This window comes from Acetobacter sp. DmW_136, assembly GCF_008690365.1.
GTDB classification, from domain to species: Bacteria; Pseudomonadota; Alphaproteobacteria; order Acetobacterales; family Acetobacteraceae; genus Acetobacter; species Acetobacter oryzifermentans.
The window spans coordinates 144,651-165,663 of the sequence record NZ_VHON01000006.1 but is presented as its reverse complement, the minus strand read 5'-3'; the positions used below and the strand labels follow the sequence as shown (position 1 = coordinate 165,663).

The following is a 21,013-nucleotide window of genomic DNA, read 5'->3' as shown; positions in this document are numbered from 1 at the left end:
GAGAAAGATACAGATAATGCGGAAAGAGACGGCTTTTATTATTGGCTTTTTTATTTTTACGCTCAGTACGGCAGCCCTGATCTGGAAAGTGGCTCTGCCTAACCTCAAGCCGGTTTCCTTTCCGCAAGTGGCAAGTGGTACTTTGGATGTTGGCCCCATGCACCGCACACGTGCTTTAAGCCCGGATGAAGTAAAGGCGGTGAATGACTGGTTTAAGGATAACAAAGGTGGCTGGGGGCCGTTAACGCGTACGCCGCCATCATCAGGCGATGCCCGCATGGTGCTGAATGATGCTCAGGGTAAAGAAGCCTTGGTGCTTACGCTCTGGACAGGTATTAGTGCCGCAGATTGGAACTCCACCGTGTTTGTTGAAAACCCGGATGGCTCACAGGTGCATTATAGATCATTTTCCAACAAGGAATTTGCACCTCTGCGGATGATGGTTGATCGTTACCCCTATAAACGGTCCAGCTTTCCCTGATTTTTAGAAGCGTAGAGTGCTACAAAAACAAACCCCTTCCACCCATACGGTGGAAGGGGTTTTTGCTATGAGCTGAATAGCTGTGCCGGAGGGCTAGCCAGCAGGTCTGTCTGTTGCATCAAAACGGAAAGGCTCGCCAATGGCTTTGTCTGCCAGAGTGCCTTTCCACATAACCTGATGACCACGGATAATGGTGCCAACAGGGCGGCCTGTAATGGTGTTGCCGGTAAAAGGAGACCACCCGCAGCGTGAAGCCAGCCATTCTTCCTTGATCGTCCACTGGGCTTTCAGATCTACAATTGTAAAGTCTGCATCATATCCAACGGCAATGCGCCCTTTACGCACCAAACCGAACAAACGCTGTGGCCCTGCGGATGTAAGATCTACCAAGCGGCGCAGTGTCAGCCGGTGGTGCGCAACGTGGTTGAGCATTAAAGGCAGAAGTGTTTGCACGCCCGGCATGCCGGAGGGAGAAGCAGGATAGGTACGGGCCTTTGCTTCCTTGCTGTGGGGAGCGTGGTCAGACCCAATGACATCTGGCAAGCCCTGAGAAACCCAATACCACAGGCCGTCACGGTGTGCGCCGGAGCGGATAGGTGGGTTCATCTGCGCGAATGTGCCAAGGCGGGCGTAAGCGTCTTCCCCCGCAAGTGTGAGATGCTGAGGGGTGAGTTCACAGCTTGCTACATCGCGGTGCTGGGCAATCAGGGCCAGTTCTGCCGGGGTGGTAATATGCAGCACATGCACACGCCGCCCGGTTTTGCGCGCTAGATGCAGCACACGGGTGGTGGCCCGTAGGGCTGTTTCATCATCCCGCCAAACAGGGTGGGATGATGGGTCGCCTTCAACCCGTTCTCCCATACGTTCTTTTAGGCGGGTTTCATCTTCGGCATGAATTGCAACGCGGCGGCGTCCAGATTTCAGCACACGTTCCAACATACTGTCTTCTGAAACCAGCAGGCTGCCGGTGGAAGAGCCCATAAACACCTTAATACCAGCCGTGCCCGGCAATTTTTCAAGCTCACCACATTGGTCGGCATTATCAACCGTGGCCCCTACGTAAAAGGCATGTTCGCACCACATGCGGCCTTTTGCGCGGGCCAGCTTGTCTGCCACAGCTTCTGGCGTAGAGGTGGTGGGTTTTGTGTTGGGCATTTCAAACACGCCCGTTACCCCACCCAGCACGGCTGCACGGCTGCCGGATTCGAGGTTTTCATTTTCCTCGGCGCCGGGTTCACGGAAATGAACCTGCGTATCTATTACGCCGGGCAGAATGGTTAGGCCCGTGCAGTCTATGGTGCGGGCGGCATCAGCTTGTCCGCCAATGGCGGCAATGGTGCCACCTTTAACGTAAACCGTGGTTTCCACTGTGCCATCAGGCAGCACAACGGAGCCACCCTTCAGTGCCAGATCAAAAGGGCCGCGCTGGTCGCCAATAAAAGGGGCAGAAGGTGCCATAGGGAATTATCCTTCAGCTTTCGGGGTTTCCCGCGTGCGGGTACGCATGGTCACCAGCTCTTCAGCCGATGTGGGGTGAATACCAATTGTGCGGTCAAAATCTGTTTTTGTCAGTTCGGCCGTTACAGCAATGGCTACACCTTGCAGCATTTCTGGTGCGTCATCCCCTAGAATATGCACCCCCACAACCTTTTGGCTTTTTTGGTCCACAACCAGTTTCATCACTGTTTTACGTGTGCGGCCGGTCAGGGTGTGCCGCATGGGGGTAAAGCGAGTGAAATAAATGTCCACCGCGCCATTACGGGCGGCTTCCTGCTCTGTCAGCCCAACGGTTGCCAATGGGGGAGAAAAGAAAACAGCTTTGGGGGTTGTGGCGTAGCACCATTGGCGGGCAGGGCCTTTGCCAAACAGGTGGTCAGCCAGATGATGGCCTTCTGCAATGGCAACGGGGGTCAGGTTGATGCGGTCTGTTACATCGCCAATAGCGTAAACATCCGGCTGGGCTGTTTCACTATTGGTATCAACTTTGATGCGCCCATTATCTGCTGTGGTGATGGCTGTATTTTCCAGTCCCAGCGCATCAATTTTGGGCCGACGGCCTGTTGCCATAAAAACGCAATCTGCGCGCAGGTGCTGGCCATTATCCAGCGTAACCACAAGGTCTGTGCCATCTTTGGTAATAGCGGTGGGGCAGGTGTGGCGGTGCTGGGTAATGCCGCGTGCATCAATGGCTTCTGCCATGGCGCTGCGCATTTCTTCATCAAAACAGCGCAAGGGCAAATCACGCCGGTACACCAGATCTACCTGAGAACCCAAGCCTGCAAAGATACCGGCAAATTCAATCCCGATATATCCACTGCCAATAATAACCACTCGTTCTGGCCGCTGAGGCAGGTGGAAAGCCTCATCAGAGGTAATTGCCAGTTCCTTGCCGGGGATATCAGGTTTTACGGGGGTGGAACCAGTGGCAATAACAATGCGTTCTGCCGTAACAGTGCGGGGGGCTTCGTCCGGCGCAAGGGAAGAAGGTTCAATGCAGATGGTATGTCCATCTACAAACCGGGCATGGCCGGTTAAGAGCGTAATACCGGCTTTTTCCAGCATAGAGACGTAAATGCCGTTCAGGCGGGTAATTTCCCGATCCTTGGCGGCCATGAGCTTGCCCCAGTCATGCGTGCCGCGGGTGGATGTCCAGCCAAAACCGTGGCTGTCCTCTACCATATCGCCGTATTCACTGGCCTGCACCATCAGCTTTTTGGGCACGCAGCCCACATTTACACAGGTGCCGCCCCAGTGTCGGCTTTCTGCAATGGCAACGCGCGCACCGTGGCTGGCTGCAATGCGCGCGCACCGTACGCCGCCGGAGCCCGCCCCAATAACCAGAAGATCAAAATCATAGCTCATGGGGAGCGCTCCTTTAATAATGTGTTTTAAGCGGCGGTATTGGGCATAAAAACGTGTGCCTTATCTTTCAGCAAACGCTTTTTCCACCACGTATGCACCTGGGGTGGACATGTTACCTTCATCAAACCCACGCGCACGCAGCAGGGCTTCTGTATCAGCCAGCATTTCTGGGGAACCGCAGATCATGACGCGGTCATGTTCCGGGTCAAGCTCAGGAATGTTCAGATCCGTGAAGATCTTGCCCGATTCAATCAGCTTGGTGATGCGTTCTGTTACGGCAAAGTCTTCACGCGTAACGGCTGGATAATATAGCAGCTTTTCCTTGATATCTTCTCCAAGGAACTCGTGCTGTGGCAGTTCGTGGCGGATATGGTTGGAATATGCCAGCTCACCAGACAGACGTACAGTGTGTGTCAGAATAACGTGGTCATACCGTTCGTAGCATTCCGGATCCTTGATCAGGCTCATGAACGGGGCCAGCCCTGTGCCTGTAGAAAGGAAATACAGGTTACGGCCGGGGCGCAGGTTATCTAGCAGCAATGTGCCGGTTGGTTTGCGGCCGATCAGCACCGTATCACCCACCTTTACGTGGCGCAGGCGGGATGTCAGCGGGCCGTTGGGCACAGCAATGGAAAGAAATTCCATTTCATCCGCATAATTGGGGGATGCAATGGAATAGGCACGCAGCAGGGGCTTGCCGTCTACTTCAATCCCGATCATGGCAAACTGGCCGTTTTCAAAGCGCAGGCCGGGGTCACGGGTGGTGGTGAAGCTGAACAGGCGGTCCGTCCAGTGATGAACGGTCAGAACCTTGGCAGGGTAAAGGTGCCCGTATTCTTTGGTTGGCGGGGCGAGATGCCACACGCCTTCCTGTCCATCAACAGGCAGCAGGCCGCTGGGCACTTCAGAGGCGGACATCCGTGGCAGGATATCGTTTTCAAGCATGGTTTCAGACATGGACCGCTATGTACTCCGCTTGTAGCAGATCAGAACAATGTGCTTTTGCGTAGTAGATACAAAAGCACCGTGAATTTCTTGCTGGCGGCGTTTTTAGAAGGGTGAGGCGTCTAATGCCAGTGTAAATTCATCACACAACGTGTTCGCGCAACACGTAACTGGCTGAAAACCGCCTGCCGCTTCTGTCTGCTGGGTGGTTGGGGGCGCCACAATGGCCAAATCAGGCCATGGGGGCAAGGCAGATTTTTGATTTATTTTGTATGAAGTATGCCGCCAAGGCATTGTTCCGGCCCGCAGGATGACGCAAGAGAGAAGGCATGACGTCAGACAGCTCTGCTTCTCCAGCCCGTCAGGCTCTTGCCTACGCTGTAGCCCACACCACCATTGCCCCAGAGGCCAAGGAAGAACACGAAGTTCTTCGTCGCCTTGCCCGCAATCTTGAGCCGGGTGCTCATGAGGTGCCGAATGAAACCTACCTGCAGGTTTTGTGCCAAGTGCGGCGCAAGCGCTGGATTTCCCGCTTGCTGGATAAAACACGCCGCAGTGGGCGAATATGGATTAGTCGGGAAGAAATAGAAGAAGCGGTTTCTGGTATTACAGACCCGCAGGCCGATGATAAGGCACTAGAGCGTGCGCTTGCGCCCGTGGCCGAATCTCGCCTACGTGGGTATGCCCCAACACCCAGAGCAGTATTTGAAACGGTGCAGGCTGATCTGGTGGATACAGGGCGCGTGCTCTCTCCAGATCAGACAGATTTGCTGCTTATGGCTATTGCCGTGGCATTTGGCCTGCCAGAGGGAGACCCGTTTCTTGAAACGGCCCGGCGGGATGAAGCCCGCAGGCAGCAGGCCGCCAGTAAAATAGAACAGACAGCCCGCCAAAAGCGCAACAAGGAAGAAGCGCAGCTGCGGGAATGGGAAGAAAGTCTTGTTCCGTTTGCTGAAGTGCCACGCCTGCTGCGCTGCTCCCAACGTGAGGCTTTGCGCTGGATTGCAGAAAACCGGTTGCCGGTTGCAAGAAAGGTGCGCGAATCCGGCGGGCGTGAACGGTGGGAGTTTGATCCGGCTGCTTTGGTGGCCTTGCGTGGTAAGGTGGGAGAGTGGCGGAAAGATAATGGCCGTGGGGCAGAAATTGGTGGTTCCAAAACGGCACCGGATATGGGCCGCAAGGTGGCCAATTCCGTTATTGCCCGCGTGGCGGCGTTAGACCGCTATGCCGCGCATTTTCGTACAGCACGTGCGCTCAACCGGCAGATTACGCTTGTTACAGGGCCAACCAATAGCGGTAAATCCTACACGGCTTTGAACGCATTGGCACAGGCCGAAAGTGGTCTGGCCTTAGCCCCGTTGCGATTGTTGGCGCATGAATTTCGTGAAGCGCTGGCTTCTAGAGGTGTTGAGGCGTCTCTTTCCACGGGTGAAGAACGGATTGTGGTGCCGGGCAGCAAGCATCTGGCTGCAACCGTAGAAATGTGCCCGTTTTACAGCCCCGTAGATGTAGCTGTTATTGATGAAGCCCAGATGCTGTTTGATACAGACCGCGGTGCAGCATGGACAGCCGCCATTATGGGGGCACCCGCGCGTCATCTCTATGTATTGGGGGCACCAGATTGTATTCCCATGGTGCGGCGTATTGCCGAACTGTGCGGTGATCCGCTGGATGAAATTTCTCTGGAGCGCAAAAGCCCGCTGCGTGCGGCATCGCACCCTGTGCGATTGGCGGATCTGGGGGCAGGGGATGCGCTGATTGCATTTTCCCGCCGTGAAGTTCTGGATTTACGCGCAGCCCTGCTTCAGCACGGCAAACGTGTGGCCGTGGTGTATGGAGCGTTAAGCCCAGAGGTGCGGCGTGCCGAAGCACAGCGTTTTAATGATGGAGAGGCCGATATTCTGGTGGCCACAGATGCCATTGGCATGGGGCTTAATCTTTCTATCAAGCGTGTGGTATTTGCGGCCCTGAAAAAATACGATGGCCGCCAGACGCGAGATTTAACCGTGCAGGAAGTAAAGCAGATTGGCGGGCGTGCGGGCCGTTTTGGCAAGCATGAAACCGGTGTTGTTGCGGTTCTTGCTGGTGCGGGCAGCCCAACCTTTATTCGGCGGCAGTTGGAAGCAGACCCAGAACAGCCCGATGATTTGAGACCATATGTACAGCCCGATGCTGATATTGTGAAAGCTGTGGCAACGGAAATTGGCTCTCAAAGCTTGTATGGCGTTCTCTCACGGATTCACCGTGCCGTGTTGCGTAAAGATGATCCGAATTATCGCTTGTCAGATATGGAACAGGCTTTTGCCATTGCATCTGTTCTGGAAGGGGTAGAAGGGCTGGATCTGACAACGCGCTGGTCTTACGCCATGTGCCCGGTGGATGACCGAGATAATGGTATTCGCCGTTTGGTGGGTTGGGCGGCAGATCATGCGGCAGGGCGGCGCGTATTGCCACCGGGCACAGGCCGTTTACCCCCAAGTGAGCGGGCAGGGCGTGAAGAGCTGGAACGGGCCGAAAAACGGCACAAGCGTTTGGTGGCATGGCGTTGGTTGGCGCTACGATTCCCCGAAATCTACCCAGATCGGGAAGAAGCGGAGGATACCACGCGCAGGCTGAATGATTGGATTGAAAGCGTATTACGGCAGCAGAGCCGCACACGCCGTTCGACCCGATTTTGAATACAAAAAGGGTGGTGTCTGGTTTCATGAGACACCACCCTTTTTGTAAGATATTACCAGCTTGTGCCGGTCAGCCTTTCAGAAACGTCCCATAGGCGTGCGGCTGTGCTGCCTTTGCGCGCAGTGGGAGGAATATGGGCCGGGCCGGGTGGACCGCGTCTTTCCTGATATCCTTGTGGGCCGTAATAATCTCCATCTCGCGCAGTGGGGGACAGTGCTGCGTACAAAATAGGCTCAGCCCCATGCGCAGCGGATTGCCCCATAGCGCGCAGAACGATGCTGCCCAGAAATTGTTCAATACGACCGAGAGGGGCGGGCAGACTAGCCGCTTGCCCATTAGCAATAATGGATGTGCTGGCCCAGCCAGGATGTGCTGCGCGGGCATGCACATTCCACCCTTGCTCACCTGCTCGGCGTGCCAATTCCATGGCAAAAAGTAGGTTGGCCAGCTTGCTTTGCTGATATGCCCCAAAAGGGCTGTAGCGATAACGGGATTGCAGATCATCAAAGCGAATGTGGCCTTTGCAGGCTGCCAAACTGGCAACACTTACAACAACACCTCCGCCCGGAGCACTTTCCAACAAATGTCGCAAATGGGCTGTCAGGGCAAAATGTCCTAAATGATTCACTCCAAACTGAAGCTCAAACCCGTTTTTGGTTTCCCTACGGCGTGTTGGGGCCATAACGCCCGCATTGTTGACCAGCAGGTTCAGCCTATCCGTATATTTTGTAACAGCGGCTGCACATTCTGCGACAGACTGGAGCGAAGAAAGATCCAGAGACAATGGGATAATCTGTGCATTTGGACATTCCGCTTTGATGCGGGATATGGCCTCACGCCCACGCTCTGCATGCCTTACAGGCAACAATAAACGTGCGCCCCTATGCGCGAGCCCCAAAGCAACCTGAAACCCCAGCCCACTATTGCCACCGGTTACAAGAGCAACCTGCCCTTTTAGGTCAGGCTGGCTGTGGTTAACGCGCCATGCTCTGCGCCCTGTCATGAGGGAAGAACTTTCAGGCGTTCATCCTGCTCGGCTGCTTTCATGGCTTCCTCCGTCAGACGTTTTTCATTGCGCTTGATGAATATGAACAAAGACCCAATCACAATACAGGCCACCGCTCCAAAGGCGATAGCCAGAGGGCCAGAAAGCCGGAGGATCTCATTGCCCAGCAGATAGGCAACAAGCGTGTAGCCTCCCGCCCAGAATATGCCACCAAGTGCGTTATGGAGCAGAAACGTATGCCACGGCATATGGTTCGCCCCAGCCAACAGGGCCACAAACATACGTAGCACGGCAATAAACCGCCCAAAAAATACAACCGGGCCGCCATGTTTAAGAAAAACGTAGCGCCCTAGCAAAAGGCGCTGAGATGTGAGGCCAATTTTAGGCCCGTATTTTTGTAACACTCTTAGCCCAACAAGATGGCCAATCAGATAGCCAAAATTGTCGCCCATAATGGCGCCCAGCACTCCGGCCAGTGCTACGCCCTCAATATGCAGTTTGTGCGTTGTGGCACAAAACAGCGCTCCGGTAATAAGCAGGCTTTCTGCTGGCAGCGGAAAGCCCATGCTTTCTAGCATTACCACAACCCCTACCACCCCATAACCGTAATGGGCGAAAAGGCTGCTTAGGTAATCTACCGAAAAGAAATTGTGCAAAGAGTGTAACAGAACAGAACATCCAATTTAGACAGAGCACGAGACTGCTCACGGCAGAAACCGTTCAGGTTCTGTTATGTCAAGCATTCTGCGTAAGAGTGTATGTCGGAATGCTTAACACGTGCAGTGTCTGGGCGCATGTTTTTCTGGATGCAACAGTCGGAATGGTAAAAATATCTGCATGAATAACACACCTCCTTTTTCTTCTTCTGTACAGCCAATGCCGTGCGGCACATGGCCTTCTCCTGTTACGCCGGATCTGGTGGCAGGAAAGACACTGTCCTTTTCCGAGGTTCGGGCCGTAGAAAATACAGTTTTCTGGCTGGAACGGCGCCCTGCAGAGGCAGGTCGCTCTGTGCTGATGCGGTGGACTCAGGCAGAAGGGGCCTCTGAGGCACTGGCGCCAGATACAGATGTAGCAACCCGCGTGCACGAGTATGGTGGCGGAGCTTATGCAGTTAAAAGCGGGAGCATTGCCTATTCTGATAAACGCACAGGAAATGTGTGGCTGCGTAGGGAAGCAGAAACCGAAGCGGTTTTTATGGCCGGAGAGGCAGGGCTTCGGTTTGCAGATCTGCGGTTTGATGTGAATTCTGAAGCAGTGCTGGCCGTGCGGGAAGATCACCAAAAAGCGGGAGAAGCCAAAACGGCACTGGTGGCGTTACACGTGCAGGGCAACAAAGCCGGTGTCGTGCTTAAAGCTGGAGCAGATTTTTATGCGGCCCCGGCTTTTTCAGCAGATGGGAAATGGTTGACGTGGGTTGAGTGGGATCACCCCAACATGCCGTGGGATGCTACGCGCCTGTGTCTTGCCCGTGTTCAGCGAAATGCTTCAGGCGAAATCTGCGGCATTGCAGATGCCCGTGTGTTGGTAGGTGAACAAATAAGCGAATCGCTTATAGAGCCGCGATGGACATCTGATGGGCGATTACTGGTTCTGTCTGATCGTTCAGGAAGCTGGACTATATGGAACGTCCATTGGCAGGAAAACAACCCAACTTTATCCCGCTATCATGCCCCAGAAGGAGAGATAGGGCAGCCTGCATGGGTATTTGGGCAGAGTAGTTATCAACTGCTTAAAAATGAGGGCTGTCTGATTTTGGCAGTTACGCAGGGGCAGGCAACATGCTGGATAAAACCGGATCGAGCCTCTGATTACCGCATCTTCCATGCCAAACCGGATCAATGCCCCGTTCCCTTGGCAGATGGTCGTTTTGCCTGGTTGCAAGCGCCGCCAGATGCGCTGCCTTCTGTTGTGGTGGGTATGCCAGAGAATGGGGCAGAGATTATTTTGCAGCGTTCATCAACAGAACGGCTGGATGCGGCAGATATTTCCATTCCCGAATCGATTCGTTTTTCGGTGGACGGAGAAAATGGCCTATGTGGCCATGCCTTCTTTTACCCTCCTACCAACCAGCATGCATCTGTGCCAAAGGATGAGTTACCCCCCATGGTTGTGCAGGTGCACGGAGGCCCCACAGCTCGGGCGCAGGAAGGACTATCTTTTAAAATCCAGTGGTGGACGTCTCGCGGCTTTGCTGTGTTAGATGTGAATTATGGTGGCTCTACCGGATTCGGGCGCGCATGGCGGAATCGTCTGAAAGGCCAGTGGGGTGTGGTGGATGTGGCAGATTGTCTGTCTGCTTGCCGTGCCGTTGTGGAATCGGGGCGAGTAGATCCGAATCGCATAGCTATTCGTGGTTCCAGTGCAGGGGGCATGACCGTACTGGTAGCGTTGGCTGTTTCAGATATATTTGCAGCAGGTGTGAGTCTGTATGGCGTAACCGATCTGCGAGCCTTGGCGCAGGAAACACATAAATTTGAAGCACGCTACCTAGATGGTCTGATTGGCCCGTGGCCAGAAGCTGAGGCACTTTATCTACAGCGCTCTCCAATCTCCGTTGCCGATCAGATTCGTGCACCGGTGCTGCTGTTGCAGGGTATGGACGATAAAGTGGTGCCGCCAGAACAGGCCTATTCTATGGCGGATGCCTTAAAAGCAGCAGGCACTCCGGTAACTTTACGAGAATTTGAAGGAGAAGGGCATGGCTTCCGTAAGGAGGCGACTATTCGTGCCGCTTTTGCGGAAGAGTTGGCTTTTTATGCCCGTGTGTTTGGATTTGCTACGCAAAACTAACCTGTAGAAATGGAAAATGGCTGAAGGACGGTTGTTCCTTCAGCCATTGTTCGTGGTCAGTCTGTATAGCGTGGCTTGTAAGTCAGATTTTCAATCCACGCCCGAATGTCTGTGGGGCGTTCAACGGTTGCGGCATCTTTATCAAAAATAAACTCCGCAATACGTGTGGCGGAGGTGATGGACACTTCCAGAATATCGCTTTGTGGCGGGAACAAACGGCCCCGTTCACGCGCTGCCGGATCTACCTGATCTGCCAGAGCCTGTGCGGCTTCAATCACCATTTCATCTGTAATCAGCTTGGGGCGCGTAGCATATACGGCCAGCCCTAAAGCCGGAAAGATGTAGAAATTATTAGCCTGGCCCGGATAGAACGTACGATCATTATACGTCACTTCCGGATACTGTAGGCCTGCTGCAAAAAGTGCGCGGCCTTTAGACCATTCATAGGCTTGCTCAGCCGTGCATTCCCCATTTTTTTGCGGCAGAGAAAGCGGGAAAATAATGGGGCGTTCATTCAGTTTGCTCATTTCTTCCACCACCTCTTGGGTGAAAGAACCGCCAGCAGTGGAAACACCAATCAGCACTGTGGGTTTAACAGTTTTGATCGTGCCCAGCAGATCACGTGATGGCGGAAGATTTTTGGCAAAACGTTTCTGCTCAGGCAGCAGATCAGAGCGGGATGTTTCTAAAAGACCGTTCACATCCATCAATGTAATGCGGTCAATGGCTTCCTGTTCAGATAGCCCTTCCTGTTTCAAGGCGGAAACCAGCATATCGGCAGTGCCGATGCCGGAGGAACCCGCTCCCAAGAACAAGAAGCGTTGTTGGGCCAGCGATTCGTTCTTGATTTTCAGGGCTGTAATCAGGCCTGCCAGCGTAACGGCAGCTGTGCCCTGAATATCATCATTATAGCACAGCACACGATCATGATATTTTTTGAGGTAGCGTAGGGCATCTGTGCCCTTCCAATCCTCAAAATGGATACAGCTTTGCGGGAAAACTTCCTGCACGGCCTGAATGAATTCTTCCACAAAAGAATCCAGCTCTTCTATCGGGGGTGGTTCACGCCGTAGGCCCAGATACAGAGGATCGGCTCTTAGGGCGCTGTTTGTGGTACCAATATCAAGCTGCACAGGCAAAAGCGAATCGGGAGGGACTGCACCGCAAGCCGTATACAGATCCAGCTTACCAATGGGGATACCCATGCCGTTTACGCCAATATCTCCAAGCCCCAGAATACGGCCACCTGTGGTCACGCACATAAAGCGAACATTTTCCATAGGCCAGTTGCGCAGCACGTCTTTAATGCGGCCACGCATATCCAAGCTGATATACATGCCGCGCGGACGGCGATAGATATGGCTGAACTGTTGGCATACGGCGGCCAGCGTGGGTGCGTACACAATTGGTACGAATCGGGCCGGGTTAGACATTAAAACCTTGTAAAACAGGGTTTCGTTTTGGTCGCGCAGGCCACTCAGATAGATGTAGCGTTCCAGATTGCTGGGTTTGGCCTCAAGGTGGCGGTGGATACGCTCTACCTGCCTGTCTAGGTTTTCAACTTGTGTGGGTAACAGTCCTTCCAGCCCATAAAGGCGGCGCTCTTCCTCGGTAAACGCCGTGCCCTTGTTCAGGTGCGCATTATTAAGAAGGGCCATTCCTCGCAGTTGGGGCGTGGAAGCAGATGGCATGATAACTCCATGAATTGTGAGGCCAAGGGCAAGATTACAGCGGTTTTTTATGCAGAGGGGAAGGGTGCAAAACAGCAGGTCTGGGTTAAGACAATAAAAAAGGCGGCACCAAGGCCGCCTTGAGTTCTTGCAAATGGGAAAGCTGATTTTACAGCTTTTCCACCTGATTGTATTCCAGATCCACTGGTGTGGAGCGCCCGAAAATGGAGACACTTACTTTCAAGCGGCCTTTTTCTTCGTCTACTTCCTCAATTACACCATTGAAGGATGTGAACGGACCATCTGCCACACGAATCTGCTCACCCACTTCAAACGATACGGCAGAACGAGGATGCTGCACACCTTCTTCTGTCTGCTTGATAATGCGTTCAGCTTCAGCCGCAGAAATAGGGGTAGGGCGATTTCTGGTTCCCAGAAAGCCCGTAACCTTTGGCGTGTCTTTTACCAGGTGCCACGTTTCGTCAGTCATTTCCATTTTGACGAGCACATAGCCGGGGAAGAACTTGCGTTCAGTATTCACCTTCTGGCCACGACGCACTTCAATGACTTCCTCGGAAGGCACCAGAATTTCATCAATATGGTCGCTCAGGCCCTTCTGTTCCGCTTCTTCGCGAATGTGCTGGGCAATTTTCTTTTCGAAGCCCGAATAGACGTGAACCACATACCAGCGCTTGGCCATGTCGTTAGCCTCCCAGCCCGAAAAGTTGACGCACACCGAGACCAATCAGCTGGTCAACAAAAAAGAAGAAAATGGATGCCATGCCTGCCATGGCCAGAACGGCGCCCGTGGTAACCAAGGTAGCACGGCGGGTGGGCCATGTGACCCGTTCCGCCTCGGCACGCACATCATGCAGGAACTTACCGGGACTGAACGACACGAACCACCCTTTCTACACTGCACGGAAACCGGATATTTTTCCGGTGGCAGTCCTGAATACACCACACATTCCACACAGGATTTCCGCGTTGAAACTTAGAAAAACGAGGCGGAAACTACGGCGCAGAACCTGCAATCTTAAACCTGGCAGGGGTGGAGGGTCTCGAACCCACAACCTCCGGTTTTGGAGACCGGCGCTCTAGCCAATTGAGCTACACCCCTACAGCCTGTCTGCCGTAGCTGGATCAAAGCTATAACGGATAACCGCCAGCCTGACCAGCCACTTAACAGCAGCCTTTGCAGGTGGCGGAAGAAAATATGTTGTGGGCTTAAAGTCAAGAGGGAAACAACAAGTGCCCGCTCTTTTTTAGCGTGTGATCAAAAATTTTCTCTTCAAACTTGCAAAATGTTGTCTTTGGGGTTAGTGGCAAAAACACAAGAAATATGCGGGCATAGCATAGTGGTAATGCAGTAGCCTTCCAAGCTACTGAGGAGGGTTCGATTCCCTCTGTCCGCTCCATCTTACATTTCCCAAAAATTTGGCAGTTCAAAAATTCTCGCCGTGGCATCTCGTAGATGTTGAGGGTGAGTTTTTTATTACGTGTCTGGCGTCTTTTTGTGTTTCGTGGTTTGTGGTGGTTTATAGCCTGTTTTTGCACGCTTTTGGTGGTGTAAACAGGTGCGGAAATAAAAATGGCGCGTCAGGGATGTTGCGTGGGGCTGATGAGCATGCTAGAGGCCGCGCCGATGGTTGCGTGCTGTAAGGCCTTTAACGGATAAGCTGCGGCACCGTCAGAGTTTGTTAGTGTGGAATGCCGGCGCGCACAGAAGGAAAGAACCAAAAGAGTGGTGGCCTCGGGCGTAACGACAGCACAACCGGTTGCTTTTGCTTCCAATGGTCTTGAAGGCCGTTATGCAACGGCGCTTTATGATCTTGCAGCCGAACAGCGCCAGTTGGATGCAGTGCTTGATGAAGGTGCCGCACTTGCGCGCCTGATTGATGAAAGTGCGCCTTTGCGCACAGTCCTGGAAGACAGGCGTCTTGATGTCCTTGTATCTCGCAAAGCCGTTTTGGCTGTGCTTGAGGCGCAGGGGTTCGGGCAGACTCTTCGTAATTTTGTAGGCGTTGTGGCTGATAACCGCCGCCTGCCTGTTTTGCGCCGGATTCTGGCTGCGCTTGATGCGTTGGCTGTTTCCCGCCGGGGTGAAGTGGTGGCAGAAGTTGCCAGCGCTTATCCGCTTACGCCTGAGCAGCGTGCCCAAGTGCAGGCACGGCTGGCAGAAGCCGGATACTCCCGTATTAATATTCGCGAGCGTGTCGATTCCTCCCTCCTCGGCGGTTTGGTCGTGCGGGTGGGGGCAAAGCTTTATGACGCCAGCCTTAAGACTCGCCTGTTTCGTTTGCATTACGCCATGAAGGGAGCCGCGTGATGGAAATCCGTCCCGCAGAGATTTCGGATATCCTCAAGCAGCAGATTGCCTCGTTCGACAAGGAATCTGATGTTGTCGAAACCGGCACGATTCTGTCTGTTGGAGACGGTATTGCCCGTGTGTTCGGCCTGCAGAATGTAATGTCAGGCGAACTGGTGGACTTTCCGACCGCCGGTCAGAAGGGCATGGCCCTGAACCTGGAAAGCGATAACGTCGGTATCGTTATTTTTGGTGATGACACCAACATCCGTGAAGGTGATACGGTCACACGTTCCGGTATGGTGGTGAGCGTCCCTGTCGGTAAGGGGCTTCTTGGCCGTGTTGTTGATGGTCTGGGTAACCCGATCGACGGCAAAGGCCCGCTGACGGACGTTGAGTTGCGCCGCGCTGAAGTAAAAGCGCCGGGTATTATGCCGCGTCAGTCCGTGCATGAACCTATGCAGACCGGTATTAAGGCTATTGATGCCCTCGTGCCAGTTGGCCGCGGTCAGCGTGAACTGGTGATTGGTGACCGTCAGACTGGTAAAACCACCATTCTGACAGACACTATTCTTGCCCAGAAAACAGTGAATGATGAAGGTGACGATAAAAAGTCACTGTACTGCATTTACGTTGCCATCGGCCAGAAGCGTTCCACAGTTGCGCAGCTTGTGCGTCTGTTGGAAGAAAAAGGCGCGATGAAATATTCCATCGTCGTTGCGGCTACCGCATCTGACCCGGCTCCGTTGCAGTATCTGGCGCCTTATGCTGCTTGCGCAATGGGTGAATACTTCCGTGACAACGGTATGCACGCCCTGATCTGCTACGATGATCTTTCTAAGCAGGCTGTGGCTTATCGTCAGATGTCCCTGCTGCTGCGTCGTCCGCCAGGCCGTGAAGCTTATCCGGGTGACGTGTTCTTCCTGCATTCCCGTTTGCTGGAACGCGCTGCGAAGATGTCTGACGAATATGGCGCTGGTTCTCTTACGGCTCTGCCTGTTATTGAAACGCAGGCTGGTGACGTTTCTGCCTATATTCCGACAAACGTTATTTCCATTACAGATGGTCAGATCTTCCTTGAAACCGACCTGTTCTATCGCGGCATTCGTCCTGCGGTAAACGTGGGTGGCTCAGTGTCTCGTGTGGGTTCTGCTGCACAGATCAAGGCCATGAAGCAGGTTGCGGGTAAGATTAAGCTAGAACTGGCGCAGTATCGTGAAATGGCTGCGTTCTCTCAGTTTGCATCTGATCTTGATCCGGCAACTCAGAAGATGCTGGCACGTGGTGCCCGTCTGGTTGAGTTGCTGAAGCAGAGTCAGTCTTCTCCGCTTACTGTTGAAGAACAGGTTGTTGTGCTCTTTGCCGGCACCCGTGGTTTTGTTGATGGTATTGCTGTCGATAAGGTTGTGGGTTGGGAGCGTGCGCTGCTGAACGATGTGCGTAGTGCAGGTAAAGATATTCTGGATACCATTAAAAAGGAAAAGGCCATTTCCAAAGATCTGGAAGCGCGCCTGACAGAATACCTGACAACCTTCAACCGCAACTTTGCCGGCTAAGAGGGTAGAATCGTCCAATGGCTTCCCTGAAGGAACTCCGCGCGCGTATCGGAAGTATCAAATCGACACGGAAGATCACGAGCGCCATGAAAATGGTGGCGGCTGCTAAGCTGCGGCGGGCTCAGGCCAGTGCGGAAGCCGCAGCTCCCTATGCAGCGGCCATGCGCCGTATGCTAGGTGAGCTTGCTGCCGCTACAAAAGGTGAGGACGGTGGTCCACGTCTTTTGGCAGGCACAGGTCAGGATAAGGTGCATTTGTTAGTGCCTCTGACCAGTGATCGTGGGCTTTGTGGCGGTTTTAATTCCAATGTACATCGCTTAACAGTGCAAACAATCCGTCGCCTTCAGTCTGAAGGTAAAACGGTTAAACTGCTCCCTGTTGGCCGTCGTGCATTTAACTTCTTCTCGCGTGATTATGCTGATCTTATCATTGATAAGGTTATAGGTGTCAGCGGTAAGGAAGTACCTTTTTCTGCTGCTAGCAATCTGGGTGAAAAAATCAACACCCTGCTGGAAGCAGGAGAAATTGATGTTTGTACTCTAGTGTTCAACAAGTTTAAAAACGCGATGACACAGGTGCCGACATGTCAGCAGCTGGTGCCCATGGTTATGGATGAGGCAGAAGAAAAACCTGCTGCGGCATCTAATGATGTGGCTCTGTATGAATTTGAACCAGATGAAGCAACGCTGCTGGAAATGCTGCTGCCGCGTAATCTGCAGGTTCAAATTTATGCTTCGCTGCTTGAAACCGCAGCGGGCGAGAACGGTGCCCGTATGACGGCAATGGATAACGCTACGCGTAATGCTGGTCGTTCCATTGATAGTCTGAGCAAGGTTTATAACAGAACCCGCCAGACAAATATTACTAACGAATTGATCGAAATCATTTCGGGCGCACAGGCTGTCTGAGCCCGCTCGTTTGCCCCGCAGGAGCTGACCCATGTCGGATACCACAACCCAGACCCAGGCCCCTGCGGCCACGAAGACCAATGCAGTTGGCCGCATTACCGAGATTAAGGGCCCGGTTGTTGACGTGCAGTTCGAAGGTGAACTGCCTAAAATTCTGAATGCCTTGCACGTCAAGCTGGGTGATCAGACACTGGTGCTGGAAGTTGCTCAGGAAATTGGTGAGCACGAAGTGCGCTGCATTGCCATGGACAGCACAGACGGTTTGGTCCGTGGTGCAGAAGTGGCTGATACAGGCGCACAGATTACTGTGCCGGTTGGCCCAGAAACACTCGGCCGTATCCTGAACGTTATTGGTGAGCCGATTGACGAAAAAGGTCCTATCCCGACCTCTCGTCGTGCGCCTATTCACCGTCAGGCACCTTCTTTCGAAGATCAGGCTGCCGCATCAGAAATTCTGATGACCGGTATTAAGGTTGTTGATCTGCTCTGCCCTTACCTGAAAGGTGGTAAGATTGGCCTGTTCGGTGGTGCCGGTGTGGGCAAAACCGTTATTATTCAGGAACTGATCAATAACATCGCAAAGGCGCATGGTGGTGTGTCCGTATTTGCTGGTGTTGGTGAACGTACCCGTGAAGGGAACGACCTGTATTACGAAATGCAGGATGCTGGCGTTATCAAGCTGGGTGAAAACGGTTCTACCGAAGGCTCCAAAGTGGCGCTTGTATTCGGGCAGATGAACGAACCGCCGGGTGCCCGTGCCCGTGTTGCTCTTACCGGTCTGACACTGGCTGAATACTTCCGTGACGAAGAAAATCAGGACGTTCTGTTCTTCGTTGATAACATCTTCCGCTTCACACAGGCTGGTTCGGAAGTGTCCGCTCTGCTGGGCCGTATTCCTTCTGCTGTGGGTTATCAGCCTACGCTGGCTACAGAAATGGGCGCCCTGCAGGAACGTATTACGTCCACCAAAAAGGGCTCTATTACATCTGTGCAGGCTGTGTACGTGCCAGCGGATGACTTGACTGACCCTGCTCCGGCCGCGACCTTTGCCCACTTGGACGCAACCACGGTTCTTAACCGTTCAATTGCAGAAATGGGTATTTACCCAGCAGTGGATCCGCTGGATTCTACATCACGTGCTCTGGATCCGCAGATTGTTGGTCAGGAACATTATGATGTGGCCTGTGAAGTGCAGCGTATTCTGCAGACCTATAAATCTTTGCAGGACATCATCGCCATTCTGGGTATGGATGAACTGTCTGAAGACGATAAACTGATTGTGGCACGTGCCCGTCGTATTCAGCGCTTCCTGTCTCAGCCGTTCCATGTGGCAGAAGTGTTTACGGGTGCGCCGGGTAAGCTGGTTTCCGTGGCTGATACCGTACGTTCCTTTAAAGCCATCTGTGCTGGCGAATATGACGATCTGCCAGAAGCCGCCTTCTACATGGTGGGTTCTATTGAAGATGTTATTGCCAAGGCCGAAAAACTGAGGGAGTCGGCCTAACAGCCGGCTTCGGGAAGGAGCGCATTCATGCCGATCCAGATTGAGATAATCAGTCCTGAAAAGGTTCTGGTGTCGCGTGAAGTAGATATGGCTGTCCTGCCTGGCATGGAAGGTGATATTGCCGCCATGCCAGAACGGGCACCCATGATGCTTCTTCTGCGTGGTGGTATTGTTGCCCTGTATGACGGGGATACAGTGAAGGATCGCTACTTTGTTGGCGGTGGCTTTGCAGACATTACCCCAACACGTTGTACCGTACTGGCTGATAAGGCTGTGCCGGTAAGCGAAATTTCTATCGATAATGCAACAGCTCAGCTAGAAGCATTGTCTGAAGCTTGGGATCAGGCAGATAAGACGGATACAACCCGCCTTAGCGTTCTGCAGGATCAGATTCAGGCCGTACGTGCTGAAATCGAAGCCGGCTCTCCAGCTAACTGAGGTTGGTGCAAGTATCATAAAAAAAAGCCACCTATATGGTGGCTTTTTTTATGCCTTTTAGCCGCGGCCTCGATAAGTAGGTACATCTTGTGCAGGTACCCATACACCAGCGGGTGGTTCACCCGTTTGCCAGAATACATCAATGGGAATACCGCCGCGGGGGTACCAGTAGGCACCTATTCTCAGCCAGCGTGGTGCTAACCTTTCAACAAGGGTATTCGCAATCTGGATTGAGCAGGCTTCATGGAAAGCACCATGGTTACGAAAGCTGGTTAGGTATAGTTTGAGTGATTTGCTTTCTACAATCCATTGATCCGGCACATAATCAATCACAATGTGTGCAAAATCAGGCTGGCCGGTAATGGGGCAAAGCGAAGTGAATTCTGGTGCAGTGAATCGCACCAGATAGTGTTTGTCTGGATAAGGAGCTGGCACACGTTCCAGAATGGCTTCTTCTGGACTTTGTGGGGCAGCAACTTGTTTTCCAAGTTGGGTTAGCTGGTTGCGGCCATCGTCTGGTGGGTTCATTTTGTGCTCCTGCACATGTGGTTTTTTGCAGATGTTCCGTGAGTCGGCTCTTTCGTCAAGTTTCACGTGTAACGTTTGGTCACTTCTTTTTCTAACGGTCTGGATGTATGAAGAAAAACATGGCCAGATCAGCAACACCTGCATTTCCTCCCGCGCGTCTTATTTCCTCTACTCAGGAGTTAGAGGCGGCTCTTGCACCTTTCCATAATGAAAGCTTCGTAACGGTTGATACGGAGTTTATGCGGGAGCAGACATACTGGCCGGAACTCTGCCTGGTTCAGATTGGCGCAACTCATGATATCGTGCTGATAGATGCGCTGGCTGAAGGTATTGACCTTACCCCGCTGAAAAATCTTTTTGCAGATACAGCGGTGCTCAAGGTGTTTCATGCTGCCCGGCAGGATCTGGAAATTTTTCTGCATCTGTTTGATGCCTTACCGACTCCGCTTTTTGATACGCAAGTGGCTGCAATGGTGGCCGGGTTTGGAGATCAGGTTGGGTATGACAGTCTGGTTGGCTCTCTTACTGGGCATATGATTGATAAAAGCCACCGTTTTACAGATTGGTCTGTACGCCCCCTGTCTCCTGCTCAGCTTACATATGCTGCAGGCGATGTAACGTGGCTGCGCTTGGTTTATGAACGGCTTGTTAAAAAACTGGAGCAGGAACAGCGTTTGGATTGGGTTGCGGCAGAAATGGCCGAACTGGAAGATCCAGCCACATTTCGTCCCGATCCTGAAAAACAGTGGGAGCGTTTACGCGCCCGCACCAATAACCGGCGTATGCTTGCTGTTTTGCGTGCCATTGCAGCTTTGCGTGAGCGGGAAGCGCAACGGGTAAATGTTCCGCGCCAACGGCTTGTGAAAGATGAGAGTCTGCTGGAAATTGCTGCAACGACTCCTTCAACTCCCGAAGCTTTAACCCGTGTTCGGGGTGTTTCTCGCGGGTTGGCAGAAGGGCGTACAGGGCACGCCTTGTTGCAAGCTATCAAGCAGGCACAGGCTTTGCCAGACTCGGAGCTGCCGCGTTCTCCGCGTGGCAAAAGCAAAGATACGCCACGGCCTTCTGCATCGTTGGTGGCATTGTTGAAGGTGCTTTTAACATCTTGCTGTGAAAAGCACGATGTCGCCCCGCGTTTGGTGGCCTCTGCTGATGATCTGGACGCCTTGGCGTTAGATCCTTCTCAGCCTCATGCCGTGTTGGCCGGGTGGCGGCGCAAGGTGTTTGGTGAAACAGCGCAGGCTTTGTGCGAAGGGAAAATAGCCTTATGCGTAAAGTCTGGCCGCGTTGTGGCTATTCCGCAGAATATGGATGTGCCTTCCGCTTAAATAAAAG

At 53.1% G+C, this 21,013-nt stretch carries 17 protein-coding genes, 2 tRNA genes and 1 pseudogene; 10 read left to right on the top strand and 10 right to left on the bottom strand.

The window, feature by feature from the left end:
- Positions 1 to 16 precede the first annotated feature (16 nt).
- Entirely contained in the window at positions 17 to 481 is a 465-nt protein-coding gene (locus FKW31_RS02725) for a hypothetical protein (RefSeq protein ID WP_003629813.1), read from the top strand.
- 93 nt (positions 482 to 574) lie between these two features.
- Here FKW31_RS02725 and FKW31_RS02720 read toward each other — a convergent pair whose 3' ends face one another.
- Genes FKW31_RS02720 through FKW31_RS02710 form a run of 3 tightly spaced genes read right to left on the bottom strand, consistent with a single transcriptional unit; the run spans position 575 to position 4,300 of the window.
- Positions 575 to 1,939, bottom strand: a complete 1,365-nt coding sequence (locus FKW31_RS02720) for a dihydroorotase (RefSeq protein ID WP_150177536.1) — start codon at positions 1,937 to 1,939, stop codon at positions 575 to 577.
- Between the two features lie 6 nt (positions 1,940 to 1,945).
- Positions 1,946 to 3,343, bottom strand: a complete 1,398-nt coding sequence (gene gorA / locus FKW31_RS02715) for a glutathione-disulfide reductase (RefSeq protein ID WP_150177534.1) — start codon at positions 3,341 to 3,343, stop codon at positions 1,946 to 1,948.
- 60 nt (positions 3,344 to 3,403) lie between these two features.
- Positions 3,404 to 4,300 carry a ferredoxin--NADP reductase gene (locus tag FKW31_RS02710; RefSeq protein ID WP_006116692.1) on the bottom strand — a complete coding sequence of 299 codons (897 nt, stop codon included), beginning with the start codon at positions 4,298 to 4,300 and terminating at the stop codon, positions 3,404 to 3,406.
- Positions 4,301 to 4,617: 317 nt separating this feature from the next.
- Between FKW31_RS02710 and FKW31_RS02700 the strand changes: the two genes are divergently transcribed.
- A complete protein-coding gene (locus tag FKW31_RS02700; protein WP_150177532.1) occupies positions 4,618 to 6,966 on the top strand; it encodes a helicase-related protein in 2,349 nt (782 codons plus the stop codon).
- Between the two features lie 53 nt (positions 6,967 to 7,019).
- Here FKW31_RS02700 and FKW31_RS02695 read toward each other — a convergent pair whose 3' ends face one another.
- A complete protein-coding gene (locus FKW31_RS02695; RefSeq protein WP_089178365.1) occupies positions 7,020 to 7,970 on the bottom strand; it encodes an SDR family oxidoreductase in 951 nt (316 codons plus the stop codon).
- Positions 7,967 to 8,629 (bottom strand): DedA family protein, encoded by a 663-nt coding sequence (locus FKW31_RS02690; RefSeq protein WP_006116695.1) that lies wholly within the window; start codon positions 8,627 to 8,629, stop codon positions 7,967 to 7,969. The genes FKW31_RS02695 and FKW31_RS02690 overlap by 4 nt, the downstream gene beginning before the upstream one ends.
- 110 nt (positions 8,630 to 8,739) lie before the next feature.
- On the opposite strand from FKW31_RS02690, the pseudogene FKW31_RS02685 reads away from it, so the two are divergent.
- Positions 8,740 to 10,766, top strand: a pseudogene (locus tag FKW31_RS02685) (prolyl oligopeptidase family serine peptidase).
- A gap of 56 nt (positions 10,767 to 10,822) precedes the next feature.
- Here the strand turns inward: FKW31_RS02685 and FKW31_RS02680 are convergent.
- From FKW31_RS02680 to FKW31_RS02665, 4 genes are all read right to left on the bottom strand, one after another.
- Complete coding sequence (locus tag FKW31_RS02680; protein WP_150177528.1) at positions 10,823 to 12,457, bottom strand: NAD-dependent malic enzyme; 1,635 nt, start codon at positions 12,455 to 12,457, stop codon at positions 10,823 to 10,825.
- Between the two features lie 148 nt (positions 12,458 to 12,605).
- Positions 12,606 to 13,136 carry a transcription termination/antitermination protein NusG gene (gene nusG / locus FKW31_RS02675; RefSeq protein ID WP_003629802.1) on the bottom strand — a complete coding sequence of 177 codons (531 nt, stop codon included), beginning with the start codon at positions 13,134 to 13,136 and terminating at the stop codon, positions 12,606 to 12,608.
- A gap of 4 nt (positions 13,137 to 13,140) precedes the next feature.
- Complete coding sequence (gene secE, locus FKW31_RS02670; protein WP_003629800.1) at positions 13,141 to 13,335, bottom strand: preprotein translocase subunit SecE; 195 nt, start codon at positions 13,333 to 13,335, stop codon at positions 13,141 to 13,143.
- Between the two features lie 144 nt (positions 13,336 to 13,479).
- A tRNA-Trp gene (locus FKW31_RS02665) sits at positions 13,480 to 13,556 on the bottom strand.
- Positions 13,557 to 13,780: 224 nt separating this feature from the next.
- Between FKW31_RS02665 and FKW31_RS02660 the strand changes: the two genes are divergently transcribed.
- From FKW31_RS02660 to atpC, 6 genes are all read left to right on the top strand, one after another.
- A tRNA-Gly gene (locus FKW31_RS02660) sits at positions 13,781 to 13,854 on the top strand.
- A 287-nt stretch (positions 13,855 to 14,141) separates the two neighbouring features.
- Complete coding sequence (gene atpH / locus FKW31_RS02650; RefSeq protein WP_006116700.1) at positions 14,142 to 14,765, top strand: ATP synthase F1 subunit delta; 624 nt, start codon at positions 14,142 to 14,144, stop codon at positions 14,763 to 14,765.
- Positions 14,765 to 16,300: a F0F1 ATP synthase subunit alpha gene (atpA, locus tag FKW31_RS02645; RefSeq protein ID WP_089178368.1), complete on the top strand. Its 1,536-nt coding sequence runs from the start codon at positions 14,765 to 14,767 to the stop codon at positions 16,298 to 16,300. The genes atpH and atpA overlap by 1 nt, the downstream gene beginning before the upstream one ends.
- 17 nt (positions 16,301 to 16,317) lie before the next feature.
- Entirely contained in the window at positions 16,318 to 17,208 is an 891-nt protein-coding gene (locus FKW31_RS02640) for a F0F1 ATP synthase subunit gamma (protein WP_006116702.1), read from the top strand.
- A 31-nt stretch (positions 17,209 to 17,239) separates the two neighbouring features.
- Positions 17,240 to 18,712, top strand: coding sequence for a F0F1 ATP synthase subunit beta (atpD, locus tag FKW31_RS02635; protein WP_006116703.1), 1,473 nt, complete (start codon positions 17,240 to 17,242; stop codon positions 18,710 to 18,712).
- Positions 18,713 to 18,739: 27 nt separating this feature from the next.
- On the top strand, positions 18,740 to 19,150 hold the full coding sequence (atpC, locus tag FKW31_RS02630) for an ATP synthase F1 subunit epsilon (RefSeq protein ID WP_006116704.1): 411 nt from the start codon (positions 18,740 to 18,742) through the stop codon (positions 19,148 to 19,150).
- A gap of 57 nt (positions 19,151 to 19,207) precedes the next feature.
- Here the strand turns inward: atpC and queF are convergent, their stop codons facing one another.
- Entirely contained in the window at positions 19,208 to 19,678 is a 471-nt protein-coding gene (gene queF, locus FKW31_RS02625) for a preQ(1) synthase (RefSeq protein WP_035353890.1), read from the bottom strand.
- 119 nt (positions 19,679 to 19,797) lie between these two features.
- On the opposite strand from queF, the gene rnd reads away from it, so the two are divergent.
- On the top strand, positions 19,798 to 21,006 hold the full coding sequence (gene rnd / locus FKW31_RS02620) for a ribonuclease D (protein WP_035353888.1): 1,209 nt from the start codon (positions 19,798 to 19,800) through the stop codon (positions 21,004 to 21,006).
- Positions 21,007 to 21,013: the final 7 nt, after the last annotated feature.